We start from the raw sequence: 19,667 nt of genomic DNA, 5'->3' as shown, positions 1-19,667 counted from the left end.
CTTGCTCTCCTTGCCGGTGGCCGTCGGCCTGACCGGTCATTCATCTGAGTTGCCATATCCGGTTCCCCCTAGAGGGGCATCACCCGGGTCGTGAGCCCGCTCCCCAGGCGCTGTACCCACACCAGGGTGGTGCGCCCGGCGTGGACGCTGAGTGGCAGGGTGCGCATGGCGCTGCCCGCCCCCAGGGTCAGGGTGACGTTCCCGGCCGGGACCATCCCCTGCCAGCTCGAGGCCTTGGCGGGCAGCGTCAGCCAGCTGCGGGTATCCGCCCGCTCCGAGAGGGTGTTGAAGATCCCCACCAGGATGTTGCCCACATCCCCCCCCTCCTTGGCGGCAGTGCGCCGTACCTGCTCCTTGGCCACCAGCCGCAGGGCCTGCCGGGTCAGCATGCCGGGCAGCCGCTCCTGCAGATCCTTGGCCGCCAGCGCCTCCAGCCTCACCAGCTCGCTGGTCTGCGCCACCCCCTTGCCCACCGACAGGGTGAGCGGGGCGCCGTCGCTGGCCCGATTGTCGTAATAGGGCACCGCCACGGTAAAGGTACGAAAATCGCCGCTGGAGGTGGAGATGGGCAGCGGCAGGAAGAGCTCCCGGCGCGCCGGGATGAGGCCATCTTCAAACAGCACCACCAGCTGTCCTTCATCCTTGACCGGCTGCGGCGCCTTGCGGCCCATCCGTTGCTCGGTCTCCTTGAGCTCCTCGGGAGAGCCGCGAAGCCGGGCCAGGCGCAGCAAGGCATCCTGCAGGCTCTGGTTGTCCGGCGCTATCTGGTAGCCGCGCTGGTAATCGACCCAGGCGTCGTTGAGATCCCCGGCCGCCTCGTAGAGCAAGCCGGAGAAATAGAAGGTGTAGGCGTTCTGGAAACCGTTTTTCACCTGGCCTATCAGGCGATCGAGCTCGGGGGCGCCGCGCGACATCAGCTGGCGCATCTCCCCGGCTTCGTCCTCCCGATCCCCCTCCTGCGCGGCCTTGCGCACCTCGTCAGCCCGCCGTTTAAGGGCCTGCTCCTGCACCTGGTTGGCACGGCGCACCTCTACCAGGGCGCCGTCGGCATCCCCGCGCTGCAAGTAGTTGAGCGCCAGATAGTGGTGCAGCATGGTGCGCTCGTAATCGGGCGCCTGGTAAGCCAGGGTCTGATCGTTGGTGAGCAGGCTGCCCGCTTGGGACAGTCCCTGGCTCAGGCGGTACTCGGCCTGATTGTCTTCCCACGCAAGCCGGCTGTCGGCGGCGGCAAAGGCCTGCTTGCTGGGGCCGTCCTGACCCGCCAGCCAGGCGATGCGCCCCTTCTCCAGCTGGTCGAGCACGAAGGTGTCGTCCCCCGGGGTCGATTCGCGCACCTCGGGCAGGGCCTCGGCGGCATGGCCCAGCAGCAGCTGGTTGCGCAGGGGCACCATCTGATCCGAGTAGGAGACGAACATGTCTTTCCACTGGGAGGCACAGCCCCCCAGCAGCAGACCGGCCAACAGCAGGCCGGTCGACGGGACGAGGCGCATCACAGGCTCAGCAGGGGTCCCAGGGGCTCGCCACCGACCAGGTGCAGGTGGATGTGATAGACCTCCTGCCCGCCGTGGCGGTTGCAATTCATGATGAGGCGGTAGCCGTCCTCGGCGATGCCCGCGTCGCTGGCGAGCTTGCGGGCCACGGTGAACATCCGGCCCAGCGCCAGCTCGTGATCCGGCTCCACGTCGTTGACGGTGGGGATGAGCACGTTGGGAATGATCAGGATATGGGTCTTGGCCTTGGGCTGGATGTCGCGAAACGCGGTCACCAGATCGTCTTGATAAAGGATGTCGGCGGGGATCTCCTTGCGGATGATTTTGCTGAAAATGGTTTCTTGCGCCATGGGTAACTCCTTTATAGGAAAAAGAAAATTCAATACAAAGCTCAAGCGGCTCCCAAACAGGCCGCCGCAACGCGCCAAGTGTGACACAAGCCGACATTTGGCACAGCCGTTGTCCCAATCGCTTCAGTTATTGTGAAGAATACCGATAGCGAGGAGACGTCCCGCGAACCACAACGGCATCCCCTTCGGGGCATGCAGGGTATCAAAGGGACGGGGTACTCAGGCAAGGGACTTTTGCACAGACAGCGGGACAATAATGAAACAAACAATGTCAGACCTCTCGATCTTACAGAGAGTCTATCTGGGCTTTGCCATCCTGGTCGCCGTCATGGTCGCCAGTGCGGTACTGACCTTTCGCGGCCAGAGCGAACTCAGCGGCGCCCTGGATCAGGTGACCCAGGAGTCCATGCCGCTGGTACTCGCCAGCAGCCAGACCCAGATAAGCCTGCTCAGCGCCAACAAATGGCTCACCGACGTGCTGACCGAGCAGGATCTCAAGCAACTGCCGGCGGAAGTGGCCGAGTTGCAACAGGCCAAGGGCCAGGTCGACAAGATGGTCGCCAGCCTCAAACAGCAGGTGGCGGTTCATCCCCAGTTGCAGGCGGACATGACTGCCCTCGTCAAGCTGGTGGATGACTACCTGCAACTGACCCAGACCCTGCCCGGCGAACACGAGGCCCTGCTCACCCGGCTGCACAAGGTCAATCAGGCCAAGGGCCAGTTCCAGGTCAGCCTGCCCCAGTTCAAGAAGAACCTGGGGGACATGATGGTCACCATCGACGACAGCTTCATCAAAATGCTCTCCGAGACCCTGACCACCAAGCTCTCCGCCATCGAGCTCTCCACCATGGATGCCCTCAACCAGAGCATCCCCGCCCCCATCGAGGCGGCTCTCAAGCGCAACAAGATGCAGATCGAGGGCTTCAACAGCACCATCAAGGATCTCCAGGGGGAGCTCAAGGATTTCGACAACAACATGGGCCACTACGTCCATGGCTTCGTGCGCGACACCACGGGCAATGACGGCGTGCTCTCCCAATACCTGGTCCTGATGAAGCAGCAGCAGGCCATGCGCGAGCAGAGCAAGCAGGCGAGCCAGCTCATCCTCAACATCCAGAACAAGCTGGAGGGGATCACCGCCCAGAGCCAGCAGCTGATGAACGCCAGCATCCAGGCCTCCGATCGGGTGCAGACCCAGAGTACCCTGACCCAGGGGATCAGCATCGCCATCGCCATCTTCGTCGCCATCCTGGTGGCCTTCACCCTGGGCAAAGCCATCCGCCGCCCCCTGAAAGAGCTGCTGCGGGTGCTGACCGAGGTGACCCAGGGCGACATGACTCAGCGCGTCGGCTTCAAGAGCCAGAACGAATTCGGCCAGCTCGCCAGCCAGATCAACCTGCTGATCCACCAGATGGGGGATGTGCTCAAGCAGCTCTCCCAGGCGTCGACCCAGCTCAACAGTGCCGCCCACGACAACCGCCACACCACCGAATCGGTGCGGGCGGATCTGGAGAAACAGCGTCAGGAGACCGCCTCGGTCGCCGCCGCCATGACCCAGATGGAGGCCTCGGTGCGGGAGGTGGCCCAGGCCGCCAACCAGACCCTGGAGCGGGTGCAGGATGTGGAGAAGGCCTCCGAGATGGGGCGCAAGGTGATGGCAGGCAACATCACCACCACCCATCAGCTCGCGGGCAAGCTGCAGCAGACCGGCAAGGTGATTGGCGACGTGAGCGCCATGAGCGGCCAGATTGGCAACATCCTCGACGTCATCCGCGGCATCGCCGAGCAGACCAACCTGCTGGCCCTCAACGCCGCCATCGAGGCGGCCCGTGCCGGCGAGCAGGGACGCGGGTTTGCGGTGGTGGCCGACGAGGTGCGCAACCTGGCCGGTCGTACCGCCCAGTCCACCAGCGAAATCCAGACCATGATCGAGAACCTGCAGCAAGGCGTCGCCCGGGCGGTCAACGTGATGCAGGAGTGCTCCCGCGAGATGGACAGTTGCGTGGATCAGAGCTCCCAGGCCAACAACGCCATGGAAGAGGTGCAGGGCATCGTGGTGCTCATCAGCGACATGTCAAGCCAGATAGCCTCCGCCGCCGAGCAGCAGCAGGCCACCAGCGCCGACATCGCCACCAACCTCAACCGCATCTCCGACATCTCGGATCTCAACTATCAGGGCATAGAGCGGGTCGCCGAGACCAGCCAGCAGCTCGACTCCCTTGCCGAGCAGCAGGAGGGGCTGGTCCAGCGCTTCCGCCTCAGTGCCTGATGGCCACGACCCGATACGACAAGGCCCCGCATTGGCGGGGCCTTGTTTTTTACTGGCATGCGGCGCGGGATCAGGCGTAGGCGATGGCGCCCTTGCCGACCCCTTCATAGGCGACAATCTTGACGAACTTGTCCCCTACCTGCTTCTTCACCTCGCGGGCGATGTAGTGGGCCAGCAGCTCGATGGTGGTGTCGGTGTCGATCATCTCCACCTCCGCCGCTGGCATGGCGAGCTGGAACAGCCCCTGGGGCGCCACGTACTTGAAGCCGATGTAGTGAGCGTCCCCTTCTTTCAGTGACGCCTCGGCCCGCTCGCTCAGGGCGAGTTCGCCAAGGGCCACCCTGTCCTCTTCAGTGCCCAGGTAGATGTCGGCCCAGCGCTCGGCCCAGTTGAACTCCAGCTCCTCGTCACGCTCCCCGTCCACCAGGATCTCGACGGGAGAACGGTGGCCGTGGGCGATGCGCTGGCAGTTGCCGTCGTGCTTCTTGAGGCCGTGGCTGTAGTGGTAGAAGGCGCCCTCGATGCGCTCCTGGCGCAACGTCAGGGAGAGATCCTTGATGTTGCCCGGCAGCCGCTTGGCCAGTACCCCCAGCAGATAGCGGGTCACCGACTCTTTATCCACCTGGGGGGCGGGAATGAAGGCGAAGCCCTGGGTCGGGCAACGCAGGTGAATGGCGCGACCCGGACGCAGCAGATCCACGGTGCTCTCGTCGTTCTCCAGCGCGTGGACATGGACCAGGGGACATTCCGTCGGCACCAGCAGCTTGTGATCCACCTCTTCATCGATGATCGACTTGATGAGCTTCTTCACCCGACCGAAGTCCAGCAGCATGCTCATCTCGTTGAGCTCGCCACTCATCTCGATGTCCACCAGCCAGCTCTCGCCCACCATGCCGCGGCGCTCGCATAAATAGCTGGAATCGATCACAGTCAAATCTCTAACAAATAACTTCATTACTCAGGCCTTGCTACAGAGAAAGTGCAGTTTGCGATATTATGACCCCGGATTATCGGCAAAGGAACTGGAACCCCCCATGAACAAATTGCTTATCAAGAATGCCACCCTGGTCAACGAAGGCCGCATCTATGCCTCCGACGTCCTGATCGAGGGTGAGCGGATCGCCCGCGTCGCCCCGGACATCAGTGCCCCCGATGCCATGGTGATCGATGCAACGGGCCGTCATCTCATCCCCGGGATGATCGATGACCAGGTCCACTTCCGGGAGCCCGGCCTGACCCACAAGGGAACCATCGCCAGTGAATCCCGGGCCGCCGTGGCCGGTGGCACCACCAGCTTCATGGAAATGCCCAACGTCAATCCCCAGACCACCACCATCGACGCCCTCGAAGCCAAATACCAGATCGCCGCCAACTCCGCCGCCGCCAACTACAGCTTCTACCTGGGTGCCACCAACGACAATCTGGAAGAGATCAAGAAGCTCGATCCCAAGCAGTCCTGCGGCATCAAGATCTTCATGGGGGCCTCCACCGGCAACATGCTGGTGGACAACCAGGAGACCCTGGCAGCCATCTTCCGCGAAAGCCCGGTGATGATCGTCACCCACTGCGAGGACACCCCGTCCATCAAGGTGCTGGAAGACGAAGCTCGCGCCAAGTGGGGCGAAGACGTGCCCATGCGCGAGCACGGCCGCATCCGCAGCGCGGACGCCTGCTACAAATCCTCCAGCATGGCGGTCTCCCTGGCCAAGCAGTACGGCGCCAAGCTGCACGTGCTGCACCTGACCACGGCGAAAGAGCTCTCGCTCTTTACCGCCACCCCGGATCTGAAGGATCTCAAGGACAAGAACATCACCGCCGAAGTGTGCGTCCACCACCTCTTCTTCAACGAGGCGGACTACGACACCCTGGGCAGCCAGATCAAGTGCAACCCGGCGGTGAAGAGCGCTGCCGACCAGCACGCCCTGCTGGATGCGGTACGCAACGATGTGCTCGACATCATCGCCACCGACCACGCCCCCCACACCTGGGAAGAGAAGCAGAACAGCTACTTCAAGGCGCCGTCCGGCGTGCCCCTGGTGCAGCACTCCCTGCAGGCGCTGCTGGAGCTCTACCACAACGGGGTCTTCAGCCTGGAAACCATCGTCAAGAAGACCTCCCACGCGGTGGCCGAACGCTTCCAGGTGCAGGATCGCGGCTACATCCGGGAAGGCTACTTCGCCGACCTGGTGCTGCTGGATCTCGGCAAGCCCTACGTGGTCACCGACAGCAACCTGCTCTACCTGTGCGGCTGGTCCCCGTTCAACGGCTACCGCTTCCAGAGCACCATCGAGATGACCCTGGTGAACGGCCAGATTGCCTGGCAGAACGGCCAAGTCACCGACAAGGTATTGGGCAAGCGTCTCACCTTCAACCGCTGATCTGGATGATGACCGCTTCCAGCGCACCCTGCTTGAGATGACCCTGGTCAACGGGCAAATAGCCTGGCAGCACGGTCAGGTCACCGGCAAGGTATTGGGCAAGCGCTTGACCTTCAACCGCTGATCTCGGCTTGAGAGCATCACGCCAAACGGCCGCCTCCGGGCGGCCGTTTTTCATACAAGACAGCGGTGAGGTGCCGACAAAATGCACCACTGGTCGCACTTTGATCCGAAGTTGCTCGCAAAGCAGGCAAACGATCTCGAACCTGGATTTCCCCTGTTGACAGGGTCGGGGCATCTCCATAAACTCCCTCCCCGTCAGCCGAGCTGACTCCGTCGGTGTGTAGCGCAGCCAGGTAGCGCATCTGCATGGGGTGTAGAGGGTCGGAGGTTCGAATCCTCTCACACCGACCAAATTCCCCGAGAAAGGCCTTGTCAGACGACAAGGCCTTTTCTTTTATGGTCTTCCGCCGCGATTGTCTCTCCAACCCCTTTATGCTGTAGTAAAACCCCCTTTGCCAAGCGGCCCGCATCATGTTGCCTTCCCTTCGTACTTTCTGCACCCTTGCCCTCAGCGCCCTGCTGGTCGGCCAGCTCACGGGCTGCGCCACCGCCTATGACCGTGAAAAATCGTTCTGGAATGGCCAGACCGGTTTTTCACAGACCCAGCTTGGCCCGGCCCGCTGGCAACTGGAGTTTGTGGGCAACGATCTGGTGGACAGGGAAACGGCGCGCAAATACGTGCTCAAGCGGGCCGGTGAGGTGGCACTGGCAAAGGGATACCCCTGGATTCAGGTCGAGACGCTGACCCTATCGCGGGATGCCGTCAGGGTCACCCCGACCCGCCCCCAATTCGGGTTCGACGAGTACGAGCCAGACACCTTCATGGACGACATGCAGGTGGAACATCGCACCTCGGCCCTGCTCGTCTTCACCCTGGAGGCCAGCCCCCGGGACGCGCAGAGCATGGAAGCTGTTTATCTCGCGAAAATTAAAATAAACAGCGATTAATACAAATAAATCACAAGATGCATATCAAATGCAGCTAACAACAGCACAAAACTCCGAAACAAGTCACTGGATTTCCCCTTCGCGATTAGGCATGCTCCAGCACACCGGCTGTCTGGATTCCACCGCCCGGATCACAAAAAAGGACTGAGGCGGCCCCTCGCCGCCTGCACAGGCATTGCACCTATCGAAACCGGAACTCCCCCATGAAAATGAACAAGTTGACCGTTGCCATCCTCATTGCGATGTTGCTTGGCATCGTGACCGGGCAGGGTTATCGCCTGCTCGCGCCCGCACAGGCCGCAGGCTTTGCCGATGACATCACCCTGCTGACCGACATCTTCCTGCGCCTCATCAAGATGATCATCGCCCCCCTGGTGTTCACCACGCTCGTGGTCGGCATCGCCAAGATGGGCGACACCCGCACCGTGGGCCGCATCGGCGTCAAGACCCTGGGATGGTTCATGCTCGCCTCCCTGATGTCCCTGACCCTGGGGCTGGTCATGGTCCACCTGATGCAACCCGGGGTGGGGCTCTCCCTCTCCCTGCCCGATGACGGCACCAGCTCAGGCGTGGTTGCCACCGCCATCTCCCTCAAGGATTTCGTGACCCACGCCATCCCGAAAAGCGTGGTCGAGGCAATGGCCACCAACGAGATCCTGCAGATCGTGGTCTTCTCCCTCTTCTTCGGGCTGGCCGCCGCCGCCCTGGGGGACGACGCCAAGCCCGTGGTCAAGCTGATGGCCAGCGGTGCCGAGATCATGCTCAAGGTGACCGGCTACGTGATGAACTTCGCCCCGTTCGCGGTGTTTGGCGCCATCGCCGCCATGGTCGCCAAGGAGGGGCTCGGCATCCTCGCCACCTATGGCACCTTCATGGCCCAGTTCTATCTGGCGCTCGGCTGCCTCTGGCTGCTGCTCATCGCCATGGGCAGCCTCTTCATCCGCCGCCGCATCCTGACCCTGCTCGCCCTCATCCGCGAGCCCATCCTGCTGGCCTTCTCCACCGCCAGCTCCGAGGCCGCCTACCCCAAGACCCTGGACAGGCTGGAGAAATTTGGCTGTGACAAGCGCATCGCCAGCTTCGTGCTCCCCATGGGCTACTCCTTCAACCTGGACGGCTCCATGATGTACTGCACCTTCGCGGTGATGTTCATCGCCCAGGCCTATGGCATCGAGCTCTCCACGGCCCAGCAGATCACCATGCTGCTGCTGCTGATGGTTACTTCCAAGGGAATGGCCGGGGTGCCCCGCGCCTCCCTGGTGGTGATTGCCGCCACCCTCAACCAGTTCCACATCCCGGAAGCGGGCATCCTGCTGCTGCTCGGTATCGACCACTTCCTCGACATGGGGCGCTCCGCCACCAACGTGCTGGGCAACGCCATCGCCGCGAGCGTGGTGGCCAAGAGCGAAGACAGCCTGGGTGAGACCGCCCCCCTCGGCGAGGTGGACACCGCCAAGGTGTGATCCCCCCTGACCCCCATGACAACGGCCCGCTTCTGCGGGCCGTTGTCATATGCCTGATGGGGCACGCCGCACCTCAGCACCAGCGCCTGACCTGTCGGCAATAGTCGTCATAGGCATCGCCGAATTGTCGCCGCAGCGCCTCCTCCTCTGCCAGGATCTGGAAGCGGGTAAGCCAGCCCCAGAGCAGCAGCGGCCCGAGCCACACTGCCATGCCTCCCAGATAGCACGCCAGCGCCAGGGTCCAGCAGAGCAGCCCCAGGTACATGGGATTGCGGCTGATGCGATAGACGCCCCGGGTCACCAGCACCCGGCTGCTCTCCAGCCGCTGGGGGTGCACGGTGGTGCGCTGCTGCCAGAAATGCAAAAGCGCACCGCCTCCCAGCAGGGCTCCCGCCAGCCACAGCGTGGCGACCAGCACCAGCCACAGGGGCGCTGCCCTCCCCTCGCCCCGCCCCAGCCACATGGCGAGCACGATGACGACGAACAGCAGCAACGGTGGAATCCGCAACGTCAGCTTCATATTTTCTTCCTGCAACACGTGCCACGATTGACGCCGTTGAGATACACTCCCAGAGTCGGCATCTGGATAAAAAGTGAAATATATCATTAGCATAGCAACATGCCATGACCAGACCTGCCGCAGCTCGCCTCAGCGATGAGCCCAGCCTCAACTCAAGACAATAAGAAAGGACTTGCCCCATGCACAAGAAAACACTGCTCGCGACCCTGATCTTTGGCCTGCTGGCCGGCCAGGCGGTCGCCGCCCCCTACCTGCCGCTCGCCGACGACCACCGCAACGGTCAGGAACAGAACGCCGCCAACGCCTGGCTGGAAGTGGATCTCGGTGCCTTCGAGCACAACATCCAGACCCTGAAGAATCGCCTCGGTGACAAGGGCCCGCAGATCTGCGCCATCATGAAGGCGGACGCCTACGGTCACGGCATCGACCTGCTGGTCCCCTCGGTGGTCAAGGCAGGCATCCCCTGCATCGGCATCGCCAGCAACGAAGAAGCACGTGTTGCCCGCGAGAAGGGCTTCGAAGGTCGCCTGATGCGGGTGCGTGCCGCCACCCCGGATGAAGTGGAGCAGGCCCTGTCCTACAAGCTGGAAGAGCTCATCGGCAGCCTGGAGAGCGCCAAGGGGATCGCCGACATCGCCCAGCGCCATCACACCAACATCCCGGTGCACATCGGCCTGAACTCCGCCGGCATGAGCCGCAACGGCATCGATCTGCGCCAGGACGATGCCAAGGCCGATGCCCTGGCCATGCTCAAGCTCAAGGGGATCACCCCGGTCGGCATCATGACCCACTTCCCAGTGGAGGAGAAAGAGGACGTCAAGCTGGGGCTGGCCCAGTTCAAGCTGGACTACCAGTGGCTCATCGACGCCGGCAAGCTGGATCGCAGCAAGCTCACCATCCACGCCGCCAACTCCTTCGCCACCCTGGAAGTGCCGGAAGCCTACTTTGACATGGTGCGCCCGGGCGGCATCATCTATGGCGACACCATTCCCTCATACACCGAGTACAAGAAGGTGATGGCGTTCAAGACCCAGGTCGCCTCCGTCAACCACTACCCGGCGGGCAACACCGTCGGCTATGACCGCACCTTCACCCTCAAGCGCGACTCCCTGCTGGCCAACCTGCCGATGGGCTACTCCGACGGCTACCGCCGCGCCATGAGCAACAAGGCCTATGTGCTGATCCATGGCCAGAAGGCCCCCGTCGTGGGCAAGACCTCCATGAACACCACCATGGTGGACGTCACCGACATCAAGGGGATCAAACCCGGTGACGAGGTGGTCCTGTTCGGACGCCAGGGTGATGCCGAGGTGAAACAATCCGATCTGGAGGAGTACAACGGTGCCCTCTTGGCGGACATGTACACCGTCTGGGGCTACACCAACCCCAAGAAGATCAAGCGCTAAGCAAATTGCTGACATGAAAAAGGGCTCCCGAGGGAGCCCTTTTTACTGCGCCGTTCACGCCGCCTTTTTGCGGGTCATCAGCAGACTCAGCCCCATGGAGGCCAGCAGGATCAGCGCCACCACGCCAAGGGCGATGCCGGTCGGTATCTTGAAGATATCGAGCAGCAACATCTTGACCCCGATGAACATCAGGATCAGCGCCAGGCCGTATTTGAGCAGGGCGAAGCGATCGGCCACCCCGGCCAGCAGGAAGTACATGGCGCGCAGCCCCATGATGGCGAAGATGTTGGAGGTGAGCACGATGAAGGGATCCGTGGTCACCGCGAAGATGGCCGGGATACTGTCCACCGCGAAGATGAGGTCGCTCACCTCCACCAGCACCAGGATGAGCAGCAGCGGGGTCGCGTAGCGCACACCGTCACGCCAGACGAAGAACTTCTCTCCCTCCAGCGTCTCGGTCACCTTGAAGCGACGACGCATCCAACCGAGCAGGGCATTGTTCTCGAGATCCGGCTCCTTGTCGGCCGCCCACAGCATCTTGGCACCGGTCAGCAGCAGGAAGGCCCCGAACAGGTAGAGGATCCAGTGGAACTGCTCGATGAGCCAGCTGCCCGCGAACACCATGCCGGCGCGCATCACGATGGCCCCCAGCACCCCGTAGAGCAGGACCCGGCGCTGCAGCTCCGCCGGGATGGCGAAGTAGCCGAACAGCATCAGCCAGACGAAGACGTTGTCCACCGCCAGTGCCTTTTCGATGAGGTAGCCGGTGAGAAACTCCAGCCCCTTCTGGTTCGCGATCTCGCGCCCGGCACTGTGATCCAGCCAGAGCCAGATGGCCAGGTTGAACAGGAGCGCCACGCTGACCCAGATGAGAGACCAGATGCCCGCCTCTTTCAGGGACACCTTGTGCGCCTTGCCGCCACCGACAAAGCGGATATCAATCCACAACAGGACCAGCACTATGCTGAAGAAACCGGTCCACATCCACCATTCACCCATGTTCACTTCTCCCAAAACGACAAAACCCACGGCCGGGAGGCAGTGGGTTCGCGTTTGGAGCAGATACACCTTGCCTCTCGGCAAGGTCTCACTTACAGCCGATTGACATCGACTGCCCGGCTGCCGGGTGCACTGCAGGATATGGGTGCACCGTAATGACGACAAACCGGCGAGAAGTTACTCCCCTTGTGCGGCGGATAGTAGCAGCGACAACCGCTGGCGCCAAGAGGCATCTTATCCCCCATGCAATAAAAAGGGCGCCAGCACGCGCCCTTCTCGATACGGTTCTCCTTAAAACCTGTTTACGAGCTGTCGCGAGAGGTCGTCAACAAGGTAAAGAGCAGCGCAGGAACCGGAAGGTATATGAATACATGAGGATTCCGAACAGCGCATGAGCCTTGATCACGGCCTCGCAGCAAGATCGTTAACAGGTTCTCAGAGCGGATCCACCTTGAGACAAGAGACCGCATGGTCGAAGTTGCCCTCGAGCTGGGGCCGGGTCTTGGCGCACTCCGGACCTGCCACCGGGCAGCGGGTACGGAACACGCAACCGGAGGGCGGATTCATGGGGGATGGCAAGTCCCCTTCCAGGATCTGGATGACCTTGCTGCGCTCCAGATCCGGATCCGGGATGGGGACCGCCGACATCAGCGCCTTGGTATAGGGGTGCAGGGGATTGGCGAAGATCTCCTTGCCGGTCCCCAGCTCCACCGCGTTGCCCAGGTACATCACCAGCACCCGATCGGAGATGTGTTTGACCACTGAGAGGTCGTGGGCGATGAAGATGAGGGAGAGACCCATCTCCTTTTGCAGGGATTTGAGCAGGTTCACCACCTGAGCCTGGATGGAGACATCCAGCGCCGAGACCGGCTCGTCGCAGATGATCATCTTGGGCTCGAGGATGAGCGCCCGGGCGATGCCGATGCGCTGGCACTGGCCGCCGGAGAACTCATGGGGGTAACGGTTCACCAGGTTCGGCAACAGACCCACCTTGGTCATCATGGCGCGCACCTTCTCCTTCACCTCTTCCCTTGCCAGGGTCGGGTAGAAGGTGATGAGGGGCTCGGCGATGATGTCCCCTATGGTCATGCGGGGGTTCAGGGAGGCCAGCGGGTCCTGGAAGATCATCTGGATCTCCTTGCGCTTCTCCCGCAGGGCGTTCTGCTCGAGTTTGGTCAAGTCCTGCCCAAGCCACACCACCTTGCCGTCGGTGGCCGGTACCAGGCCGATGAGGGCACGGGCGAAGGTGGATTTGCCGCAACCGGACTCCCCCACGACGCCCAGGGTCTCTCCTTCGTAGAGGCGCAGGGTCACCCCGTCCACCGCCTTCAGGGCGGAGGGCTTGGCCCAGGGCCAGGCCTTGTCACTCTTGATATGGAAGTGAACCTTGAGGTCGGACACTTCCAGCAGCAGTTTCTTGTCAGTACCCATTTAGTTCACTCCCTTGATCATGGCATCCGATACCCAGTGGCACGCCCGCTCCCGCCCGTCATTGAACGGGGTGAGGATGGGGGACTGCTGGCCGCAAATCTCGTGTACCCGGTGGCAGCGCTCCTGGAAGGGGCAACCGGTGGGCAAACGCAGCAGGTTGGGCGGATTGCCCGGGATGGTGGGCAGCACTTCCCCTTCGGTGTCGAGACGGGGAATGGCGCGCAGCAGACCCTCGGTGTAGGGGTGGCTCGGCCGATAGAAGATGTCGTTCACCTTGCCGTATTCCATGGTACGGCCGGCGTACATCACCAGCACCTTGTCGCAGATGCCGGCCACCACGCCCAAGTCGTGGGTGATCATGATGATGGCGGTGTTGAACTCGCGCTTGAGCTCGTTCATCAGGGTCATGATCTGGGCCTGCACCGTCACGTCCAGCGCTGTGGTCGGCTCGTCGGCGATGAGCAGCTGCGGGCGGCACAGGAGCGCCATGGCGATCATCACCCGCTGGCGCATGCCGCCGGAGAACTCGTGGGGGTACATGTTCATCCGCTTGCGCGACTCGGGGATCTTCACCGCGTCCAGCATGCGCACAGACTCCTCGAAAGCAGCGGCCTTGGTCATCCCCTTGTGCAGCATCAGCACTTCCATCAGCTGATCCTTCACCTTCATGTAGGGGTTCAGGGAGGTCATGGGATCCTGGAAGATCATGGCGATCTTCTCGGAGCGGATACGGTTGAGCTTGGACTCCGGCAGGTTGAGGATCTCCTCTCCCTGGAACTTGGCCGACCCCGTGATGACGCCGTTCTTGGCGAGCAGCCCCATGATGGCAAAGGCGGTCTGGGACTTGCCGGAGCCGGACTCCCCGACGATCCCGAGGGTTTCGCCGGCTGAGAGGGAGAAGTTGAGGTCGTTGACGGCCACCACATTGCCGTCCGGGGTCTTGAACTCGACCCGCAGATCTTTCACATCCAGTAATTTCATATAAACACTCCTTATCGATCTGTCGTGAGGCAGGCCTGCCCATCCCGCTGGCGCTATGTGACCAGCGGACGGGTCCTACGGCATTGCTTGCGTCTTACCGATCCTTGGGATCGAGGGCATCACGCAGACCATCCCCGAGGAAGTTGAAGCAGAACAGGGTCACCACCATGAAACCGGCGGGGAACAGGAGTTGCCAGATGGCCACTTCCATCGACTTGGAGCCTTCATCCAGCAGGGCGCCCCAGCTGGTCATGGGCTCTTGCACGCCCAGACCCAGGAAGCTCAGGAAGGATTCGAACATGATCATCCCCGGCACCAGCAGGGTGGCGTAAACCGCCACTATGCCGAGCACGTTGGGCACGATATGACGGGTGATGATCTTCCACTTGGAGACGCCGCAGACGTGGGCCGCCTCGATGAACTCCTTGCTCTTGAGACTCAGGGTCTGGCCGCGGACGATCCGCGCCATGTCGAGCCAACTCACCGCGCCGATGGCGAGGAAGATGAGGGCCAGATTGCGACCGAAGAAGGTCACCAGCATGATCACGAAGAACATGAAGGGGAAGGCGTTGAGGATCTCCAGCACCCGCATCATCAGGCTGTCGACCCGGCCGCCGATGAAACCGGAGGCCGCGCCATACAGAGTGCCGATGATGACGGCCACCAGGGCCCCCATGATGCCGACCATCAGCGAGATGCGCCCGCCGAGCAGGGTACGCACGAACAGATCGCGCCCCAGGCTGTCGGTGCCGAACCAGTGGCCGGTCTCCATGTCCGGGGCACTCTGCATGGCCCCCCAGTCCGGGTCATCGAACGTGTACTGGGACAGGTGGGGCCCCACGATCACCGCCAGACCGATGATGGTCAGGATGATGAGGCTGGTCAGGGCCGCCTTGTTGCGCAGGAAACGGCGACGGGCATCCTTCCACAGGGAGCGTCCTTCCACCACTTCCACTTTCTGGGCGAACGCCTCGACGGCTTCGCGCTTTTCAGTTGTGACTACCATGATGAACTCCCGGCTTAGTAACGGATCTTGGGATCGATGACGGCATAGAGAATATCGACCACGGCGTTAAAGGTGATGGTGAGGGCGCCGACCAGAATGGTCAGACCGAGCACCATGGAGTAATCACGGTTGAGGGCACCGTTGACGAACAGCTGGCCAATCCCCGGCAGGCCGAAGATGGTCTCGATGACCACGGAGCCGGTGATGATGCCCACGAAGGCCGGTCCCAGGTAGGAGACCACCGGCAGCATGGCCGGGCGCAGCGCGTGCTTGAGGATGATGTGGCGCAGGGGCAGCCCCTTGGCGCGGGCGGTACGGATGAAGTTGGAGTTCATGGTCTCGATCATGCTGCCGCGCATGATGCGGGAGATGGCCGAGATGTAGTACATCATCATGCCGAACACCGGCAGTACCATGAACTGGGCGCCGCCCCCCTGCCAGCCCCCCGCCGGGAACCAGCCCAGATAGATACTGAAGAAGAGCACCAGCAGCGGTGCCAGCACGAAGCCGGGGATCACCACCCCGGCCATGGCCGACGACATCAACAGGTAGTCGATGAGGGTGTTCTGTTTCAGGGCCGCAATGGTGCCGAAGGTGACCCCCAGGGTCACTGCCAGCAGGAAGGCGACCGAGCCTATCTTGGCGGAGACAGGCAGGGCCTGGCTCACCAGATCATTGACGGTGAAGTCCTTGTATTTGAAGGAGGGCCCCAGATCCCCCTGGACCAGGTTGCCGAGGTAAGTGAGGTATTGCATGCCGATGGGCTTGTCCAGGCCATATTTGGCTTCGATGTTGGCCAGGACTTCCGGCGGCAGGGCGCGTTCGCTGGTAAAGGGGTTACCCGGGGCGAAGCGCATCATGAAGAAGGAGACGGTGATCAAGACCAGCAGAGTCGGGATCGCTTCCAGTAGACGTTTAAGGATGAATTTCAACATAGACATTTCCTGTCCTGTACTGCTTCCAAAGGGTCGCGGTTGTAATAAAGGCCCGCCGTCTGGCGGGCCCTGCTTGTTATGCGACTTGTTTCTTTACTCAGTGAGCAACGATGTACATGTCTTTGCTGTAGATGTTGTCCAGCGGGTTGGCCGGGTAGCCACCCACGTAGGGCTTGACCATGCGGGAGGTCACATACTGATAGATGGGGGCGATCGGCATGTCCTTGGCCAGGATCTCTTCGGCCTGGACATAGAGCTTGTTGCGCGCCTCGGCATGCACCTGGTTGCGGGACTCGCTCATCAGCTTGTCGAACGTCGGGTTGGAGTATTTGCCGTCGTTGTTGCCGTGGGTGGTCTGCATCAGATCCAGCATGGAGGAGGCTTCGTTGTAGTCCGCAATCCAGCCGGCGCGGCCCACGTCGAAGTTACCCTGCTTCTTGGTCTCCAGGTAGGTCTTCCACTCCTGGTTCACCAGGCTCACCTGCACGCCGAGCTTCTTCCACATGGAGGCGACGGCCACGGCCACCTTTTTGTGGTTGTCGTCGGTGTTGTAGAGCAGCTCGAACTTGAGCGGCTTGCCCGGGCCGTAACCGGCTTCGGTCAGCAGCTCTTTCGCCTTGGCATCGCGCTCTGCCTGGGTCAGCTTGGACCAGGCCGGCGCCACCGGCTTGAAGCCGTCCACGAAGTCAGGCACGAGCGTGTAGCCCGGGGTCTCACCCTTGCCCATCACCTTGTCGGCGATCACGTTGCGATCGATGGCATAGGAGAGGGCGGTACGCACCCGCACGTCGTCAAACGGCTTGTGCTTGAAGTTGTACTGGTAGTAGTAGGTGCCCACATAGCCGCTGACCTTTACTTCGTCCGGCAGCTCTTTCTTCATCTGCTTGAAGCGTTCGATGGGCATGTTGTAGGTCAGATCCACTTCGCCAGCCAGATAGCGGTTCAGCTCGGCGTTGGTGGACTGGATGGGCAGGTAGGTCACCTTGTTGATGACGGTCTTGCCGTTGTTCCAGTAGTTGGGGTTGCGCTCGACGTCGACGCGCTCGTTGACCACCCAGTCCTTCAGCACGTAGGCGCCGTTGGATACCATGTTGCCGGGCTGGGTCCACTTGTCACCGAACTTCTCGATCACCTTCTTCGGGACCGGATAGGTGGTGGTGTGGGAAAGCATGCTGACGAAGTAAGGCACCGCCTTCTCCAGCTGCACCTCGAAGGTGTGATCGTCCACCGCCTTCACGCCCAGGGTGTCGGCCGGCTTCTTGCCCGCGATGATGTCGGAGGCATTGACGATGGTCGGGATCTCCATGTACCAGGAGTAGGGAGAGGCCGTCTTGGGATCCACCGCGCGCTGGAAGGCAAAGACGAAGTCATGAGCGGTGACGGGATCCCCGTTGGACCACTTGGCATCCTTGCGCAGGTGGAACACGTAATGTTTGTTGTCCTTGGTTTCCCAGGACTCGGCGACGCCGGGCAGGGTCTCACCCTTGGGGCCGGAGGAGACGAGACCTTCGAACAGGTCACGCAATACGTTGGATTCGGGGGTACCTTCCACTTTCTGGGGATCCAGGGTGGCGGGTTCGGAACCATTGCCTTTCACCAGGGTTTGCTCGGGAGCAAGCTTGGTACCGGCGGGGACATCGGCGGCGTGAGCCAGGGTGGCGCCACCGAAAAGTGCAGTCAATAAAAGGGTATTAATAATTGTTTTTCTATGAGTCATTTCCATACTCCAACAAGAACATTCCATGCATTTGTTATCCACGAGACAAACACCTCGCTGCCCGCATAATTCCCTGACAATTCTGATAATGCAATAGATATCATCAGGAACAGGCCGCTTTCATGGTCAAAAAAACAACTTAAAACCATTTATTCAGCATTTAAATATCCCGCAGCGGTCATTTTTCGTACAAGGCCGCTCGATTCTAGGAAATGACCAACAAAAAAGAAACAATAAAAAGCCGGTCACAAGGACCGGCTCCGACAAAAACGGACCTGGCTCACACCAGACCGGGGAAGACTCCCTTGATGCCCGCCACGATGATCTCGATGCCAAGGGACATCATGATGAGACCCATGATACGGGTCACCACGTTGATGCCGGTGTTGCCCATCAGCTTGAACAGCAGGGGAGCGGCACGGAAGATGAGCCAGGAGCAGCAGGCAAACGCCACCACCACCACGAACATGCCGGCCATCTGGGGCAGGGTCTTCTGGCTGGCATAGACGATGGAAGAGGAGATGGCACCGGGTCCGGCCATCAGCGGCAGAGCCAGGGGCACCACGGCAATAGATTCACGCGCAGCCAGTTCCCCCTTCTCCTGCTTGTTGTGCTTCACCTCCCCCAGCTTGCCCTGCAGCATCGACCAGGCGATCAGGGTGATCAGCGAGCCACCGGCAATGCGAAACGACGCCAGGGAGATGCCGAAACTGTCGAGGATGAGCTGTCCCATGCACATGGAGACCATCAGGATGATCATCACGGCAATGTGGGCGGTGGTGTTGGTCTTGCGTCGCTCCTCCGGCGACATGTGGCCCGTCAGGCTCACAAAAACCGGCAACAGACCCAGCGGGTTGATGATCGCAAACAGGCCGACGAAAAATTTCAGGTATAAAGAGAAGTCTATTGCTGCCATAGGCGCCATCCAGAACCAATACGAGCCACAAGGGGCCAACCCCCAAACTACGCGTAAATTTACACCATGGCTTTTCCCTTCTCCAATCAAATAATCTCACCCTTACCGGGGCTTTTTAGTTAGTTCCGCTAATGTATCGACAAAATTCAACATATCGGGTTGTTAAGGGAGAGTGGCCACCATTAACATCGCCGGGTGCCATGACAGCGCGTTATATCAACCCTCAGCCAAGAAACGATATTTTCGGCAAATGGCACCCTTGCTTCTCACCACACCTGCTTGCCGCCCCCACCCGCTCCTGTGACCCCGATTTTGGCCTTTCTCACCCTGGTGCGGTGCCAGTGGGGCCGGCTGTGCAGAGGTGACAAGCTCCCTGCCACCGCCAGATGTGCTGTTTCGCCAGGGCGACTGGATGAAAACAACAACCCCTTTCTCAACATAAATGAAACGTCAGGGGGCTAGGCGTTCTGCCGCCATCATGGCAATGCCACCTTCCCCCATCCCGGTCAAGGCGAGAATTCATCGGATCCCCTTCCCTGAGCAGATATTTCAAGGGCGCGTGACAGCAGCTCGTGATGCCAAGAAAGGATGACACACTCCCGTAACATAGTGGTGCGATAAGGGGTGAAACAAAATTTCTTTTGTTCTTTTGTTACATATGATCCAGATCAATCTTTTCTGACACATCCCGACCCTATAATCGAGTCAGAAAAACAGTTTACTAAGGCATGTAAATACCCCGTTATGGTGATTCTCGCCTTGACAAGGTGGCTATAATTGCCGGGCATTGCCAAG

17 protein-coding genes and 1 tRNA gene are annotated in these 19,667 nt (G+C 61.0%); 6 read left to right on the top strand and 12 right to left on the bottom strand.

Annotated features, from left to right (window positions below):
• Nucleotides 1-68: 68 nt before the first annotated feature.
• Both PG887_RS11960 and hinT read right to left on the bottom strand, forming a co-directional pair.
• Nucleotides 69-1,490 (bottom strand): COG3014 family protein, encoded by a 1,422-nt coding sequence (locus tag PG887_RS11960; protein ID WP_270821765.1) that lies wholly within the window; start codon nt 1,488-1,490, stop codon nt 69-71.
• On the bottom strand, nt 1,490-1,840 hold the full coding sequence (gene hinT / locus PG887_RS11955) for a purine nucleoside phosphoramidase (RefSeq protein WP_010674343.1): 351 nt from the start codon (nt 1,838-1,840) through the stop codon (nt 1,490-1,492). Before hinT ends, PG887_RS11960 begins: the two co-directional genes overlap by 1 nt.
• 256 nt (nt 1,841-2,096) lie before the next feature.
• Between hinT and PG887_RS11950 the strand changes: the two genes are divergently transcribed.
• The gene (locus tag PG887_RS11950; RefSeq protein ID WP_103261851.1) at nt 2,097-4,109 is read left to right on the top strand and encodes a methyl-accepting chemotaxis protein; all 2,013 of its coding nucleotides are present in this window, start codon (nt 2,097-2,099) and stop codon (nt 4,107-4,109) included.
• 70 nt (nt 4,110-4,179) lie between these two features.
• Here PG887_RS11950 and PG887_RS11945 read toward each other — a convergent pair whose 3' ends face one another.
• Nucleotides 4,180-5,064 carry a 6-carboxytetrahydropterin synthase gene (locus PG887_RS11945; protein ID WP_162540564.1) on the bottom strand — a complete coding sequence of 295 codons (885 nt, stop codon included), beginning with the start codon at nt 5,062-5,064 and terminating at the stop codon, nt 4,180-4,182.
• A gap of 79 nt (nt 5,065-5,143) precedes the next feature.
• Between PG887_RS11945 and PG887_RS11940 the strand changes: the two genes are divergently transcribed.
• Nucleotides 5,144-6,487 (top strand): dihydroorotase, encoded by a 1,344-nt coding sequence (locus tag PG887_RS11940; protein WP_102948302.1) that lies wholly within the window; start codon nt 5,144-5,146, stop codon nt 6,485-6,487.
• Here PG887_RS11940 and PG887_RS11935 read toward each other — a convergent pair.
• The gene (locus PG887_RS11935) at nt 6,477-6,791 is read right to left on the bottom strand and encodes a hypothetical protein (protein WP_103858525.1); all 315 of its coding nucleotides are present in this window, start codon (nt 6,789-6,791) and stop codon (nt 6,477-6,479) included. The genes PG887_RS11940 and PG887_RS11935 overlap by 11 nt on opposite strands.
• Nucleotides 6,792-6,824: 33 nt before the next feature.
• Here PG887_RS11935 and PG887_RS11930 point away from each other — a divergent pair.
• The 3 genes from PG887_RS11930 (at nt 6,825) to PG887_RS11920 (ending at nt 8,961) form a co-directional block, all read left to right on the top strand.
• Nucleotides 6,825-6,901 (top strand) — tRNA-Pro (locus PG887_RS11930).
• Nucleotides 6,902-7,021: 120 nt separating this feature from the next.
• Entirely contained in the window at nt 7,022-7,498 is a 477-nt protein-coding gene (locus PG887_RS11925; protein ID WP_223918138.1) for a CC0125/CC1285 family lipoprotein, read from the top strand.
• A gap of 203 nt (nt 7,499-7,701) precedes the next feature.
• A complete protein-coding gene (locus PG887_RS11920) occupies nt 7,702-8,961 on the top strand; it encodes a dicarboxylate/amino acid:cation symporter (protein ID WP_010674337.1) in 1,260 nt (419 codons plus the stop codon).
• 73 nt (nt 8,962-9,034) lie between these two features.
• On the opposite strand, the gene PG887_RS11915 is transcribed toward PG887_RS11920, so the two are convergent.
• Complete coding sequence (locus tag PG887_RS11915) at nt 9,035-9,481, bottom strand: methyltransferase family protein (RefSeq protein ID WP_201984330.1); 447 nt, start codon at nt 9,479-9,481, stop codon at nt 9,035-9,037.
• 179 nt (nt 9,482-9,660) lie between these two features.
• On the opposite strand from PG887_RS11915, the gene alr reads away from it, so the two are divergent.
• On the top strand, nt 9,661-10,887 hold the full coding sequence (alr, locus tag PG887_RS11910; RefSeq protein ID WP_270821763.1) for an alanine racemase: 1,227 nt from the start codon (nt 9,661-9,663) through the stop codon (nt 10,885-10,887).
• 54 nt (nt 10,888-10,941) lie between these two features.
• Here alr and PG887_RS11905 read toward each other — a convergent pair whose 3' ends face one another.
• From PG887_RS11905 to PG887_RS11875, 7 genes are all read right to left on the bottom strand, one after another.
• Nucleotides 10,942-11,886 carry a TerC family protein gene (locus PG887_RS11905; protein WP_029314355.1) on the bottom strand — a complete coding sequence of 315 codons (945 nt, stop codon included), beginning with the start codon at nt 11,884-11,886 and terminating at the stop codon, nt 10,942-10,944.
• A gap of 435 nt (nt 11,887-12,321) precedes the next feature.
• Nucleotides 12,322-13,317 carry a murein tripeptide/oligopeptide ABC transporter ATP binding protein OppF gene (oppF, locus tag PG887_RS11900; protein WP_039038982.1) on the bottom strand — a complete coding sequence of 332 codons (996 nt, stop codon included), beginning with the start codon at nt 13,315-13,317 and terminating at the stop codon, nt 12,322-12,324.
• The gene (locus PG887_RS11895; RefSeq protein WP_104455726.1) at nt 13,318-14,298 is read right to left on the bottom strand and encodes an ABC transporter ATP-binding protein; all 981 of its coding nucleotides are present in this window, start codon (nt 14,296-14,298) and stop codon (nt 13,318-13,320) included.
• Between the two features lie 94 nt (nt 14,299-14,392).
• Nucleotides 14,393-15,304, bottom strand: coding sequence for an oligopeptide ABC transporter permease OppC (gene oppC, locus PG887_RS11890; RefSeq protein WP_010674331.1), 912 nt, complete (start codon nt 15,302-15,304; stop codon nt 14,393-14,395).
• 14 nt (nt 15,305-15,318) lie between these two features.
• Complete coding sequence (gene oppB / locus PG887_RS11885; RefSeq protein WP_010674330.1) at nt 15,319-16,239, bottom strand: oligopeptide ABC transporter permease OppB; 921 nt, start codon at nt 16,237-16,239, stop codon at nt 15,319-15,321.
• Between the two features lie 97 nt (nt 16,240-16,336).
• A complete protein-coding gene (locus PG887_RS11880; protein WP_104455725.1) occupies nt 16,337-17,956 on the bottom strand; it encodes an ABC transporter substrate-binding protein in 1,620 nt (539 codons plus the stop codon).
• Between the two features lie 280 nt (nt 17,957-18,236).
• On the bottom strand, nt 18,237-18,872 hold the full coding sequence (locus tag PG887_RS11875) for a YchE family NAAT transporter (RefSeq protein WP_010674328.1): 636 nt from the start codon (nt 18,870-18,872) through the stop codon (nt 18,237-18,239).
• Nucleotides 18,873-19,667: the final 795 nt, after the last annotated feature.

It is taken from the genome of Aeromonas sp. QDB14, assembly GCF_027707845.1.
Lineage (GTDB): Bacteria > Pseudomonadota > Gammaproteobacteria > Enterobacterales > Aeromonadaceae > Aeromonas > Aeromonas caviae.
The sequence above is the reverse complement of the archived record's forward strand: the minus strand, read 5'-3'. Positions and strand labels throughout refer to the sequence as shown.

Bases quoted from the DNA above. Each gene is read 5' to 3' on its own strand.
- PG887_RS11960 (WP_270821765.1), bottom strand. From the start codon at position 1,490: ATGCGCCTCGTCCCGTCGACCGGCCTGCTGTTGGCCGGTCTGCTGCTG.
- hinT (WP_010674343.1), bottom strand. From the start codon at position 1,840: ATGGCGCAAGAAACCATTTTCAGCAAAATCATCCGCAAGGAGATCCCC.
- PG887_RS11950 (WP_103261851.1), top strand. From the start codon at position 2,097: ATGAAACAAACAATGTCAGACCTCTCGATCTTACAGAGAGTCTATCTG.
- PG887_RS11945 (WP_162540564.1), bottom strand. From the start codon at position 5,064: ATGAAGTTATTTGTTAGAGATTTGACTGTGATCGATTCCAGCTATTTA.
- PG887_RS11940 (WP_102948302.1), top strand. From the start codon at position 5,144: ATGAACAAATTGCTTATCAAGAATGCCACCCTGGTCAACGAAGGCCGC.
- PG887_RS11935 (WP_103858525.1), bottom strand. From the start codon at position 6,791: ATGGAGATGCCCCGACCCTGTCAACAGGGGAAATCCAGGTTCGAGATC.
- PG887_RS11925 (WP_223918138.1), top strand. From the start codon at position 7,022: ATGTTGCCTTCCCTTCGTACTTTCTGCACCCTTGCCCTCAGCGCCCTG.
- PG887_RS11920 (WP_010674337.1), top strand. From the start codon at position 7,702: ATGAAAATGAACAAGTTGACCGTTGCCATCCTCATTGCGATGTTGCTT.
- PG887_RS11915 (WP_201984330.1), bottom strand. From the start codon at position 9,481: ATGAAGCTGACGTTGCGGATTCCACCGTTGCTGCTGTTCGTCGTCATC.
- alr (WP_270821763.1), top strand. From the start codon at position 9,661: ATGCACAAGAAAACACTGCTCGCGACCCTGATCTTTGGCCTGCTGGCC.
- PG887_RS11905 (WP_029314355.1), bottom strand. From the start codon at position 11,886: ATGGGTGAATGGTGGATGTGGACCGGTTTCTTCAGCATAGTGCTGGTC.
- oppF (WP_039038982.1), bottom strand. From the start codon at position 13,317: ATGGGTACTGACAAGAAACTGCTGCTGGAAGTGTCCGACCTCAAGGTT.
- PG887_RS11895 (WP_104455726.1), bottom strand. From the start codon at position 14,298: ATGAAATTACTGGATGTGAAAGATCTGCGGGTCGAGTTCAAGACCCCG.
- oppC (WP_010674331.1), bottom strand. From the start codon at position 15,304: ATGGTAGTCACAACTGAAAAGCGCGAAGCCGTCGAGGCGTTCGCCCAG.
- oppB (WP_010674330.1), bottom strand. From the start codon at position 16,239: ATGTTGAAATTCATCCTTAAACGTCTACTGGAAGCGATCCCGACTCTG.
- PG887_RS11880 (WP_104455725.1), bottom strand. From the start codon at position 17,956: ATGACTCATAGAAAAACAATTATTAATACCCTTTTATTGACTGCACTT.
- PG887_RS11875 (WP_010674328.1), bottom strand. From the start codon at position 18,872: ATGGCAGCAATAGACTTCTCTTTATACCTGAAATTTTTCGTCGGCCTG.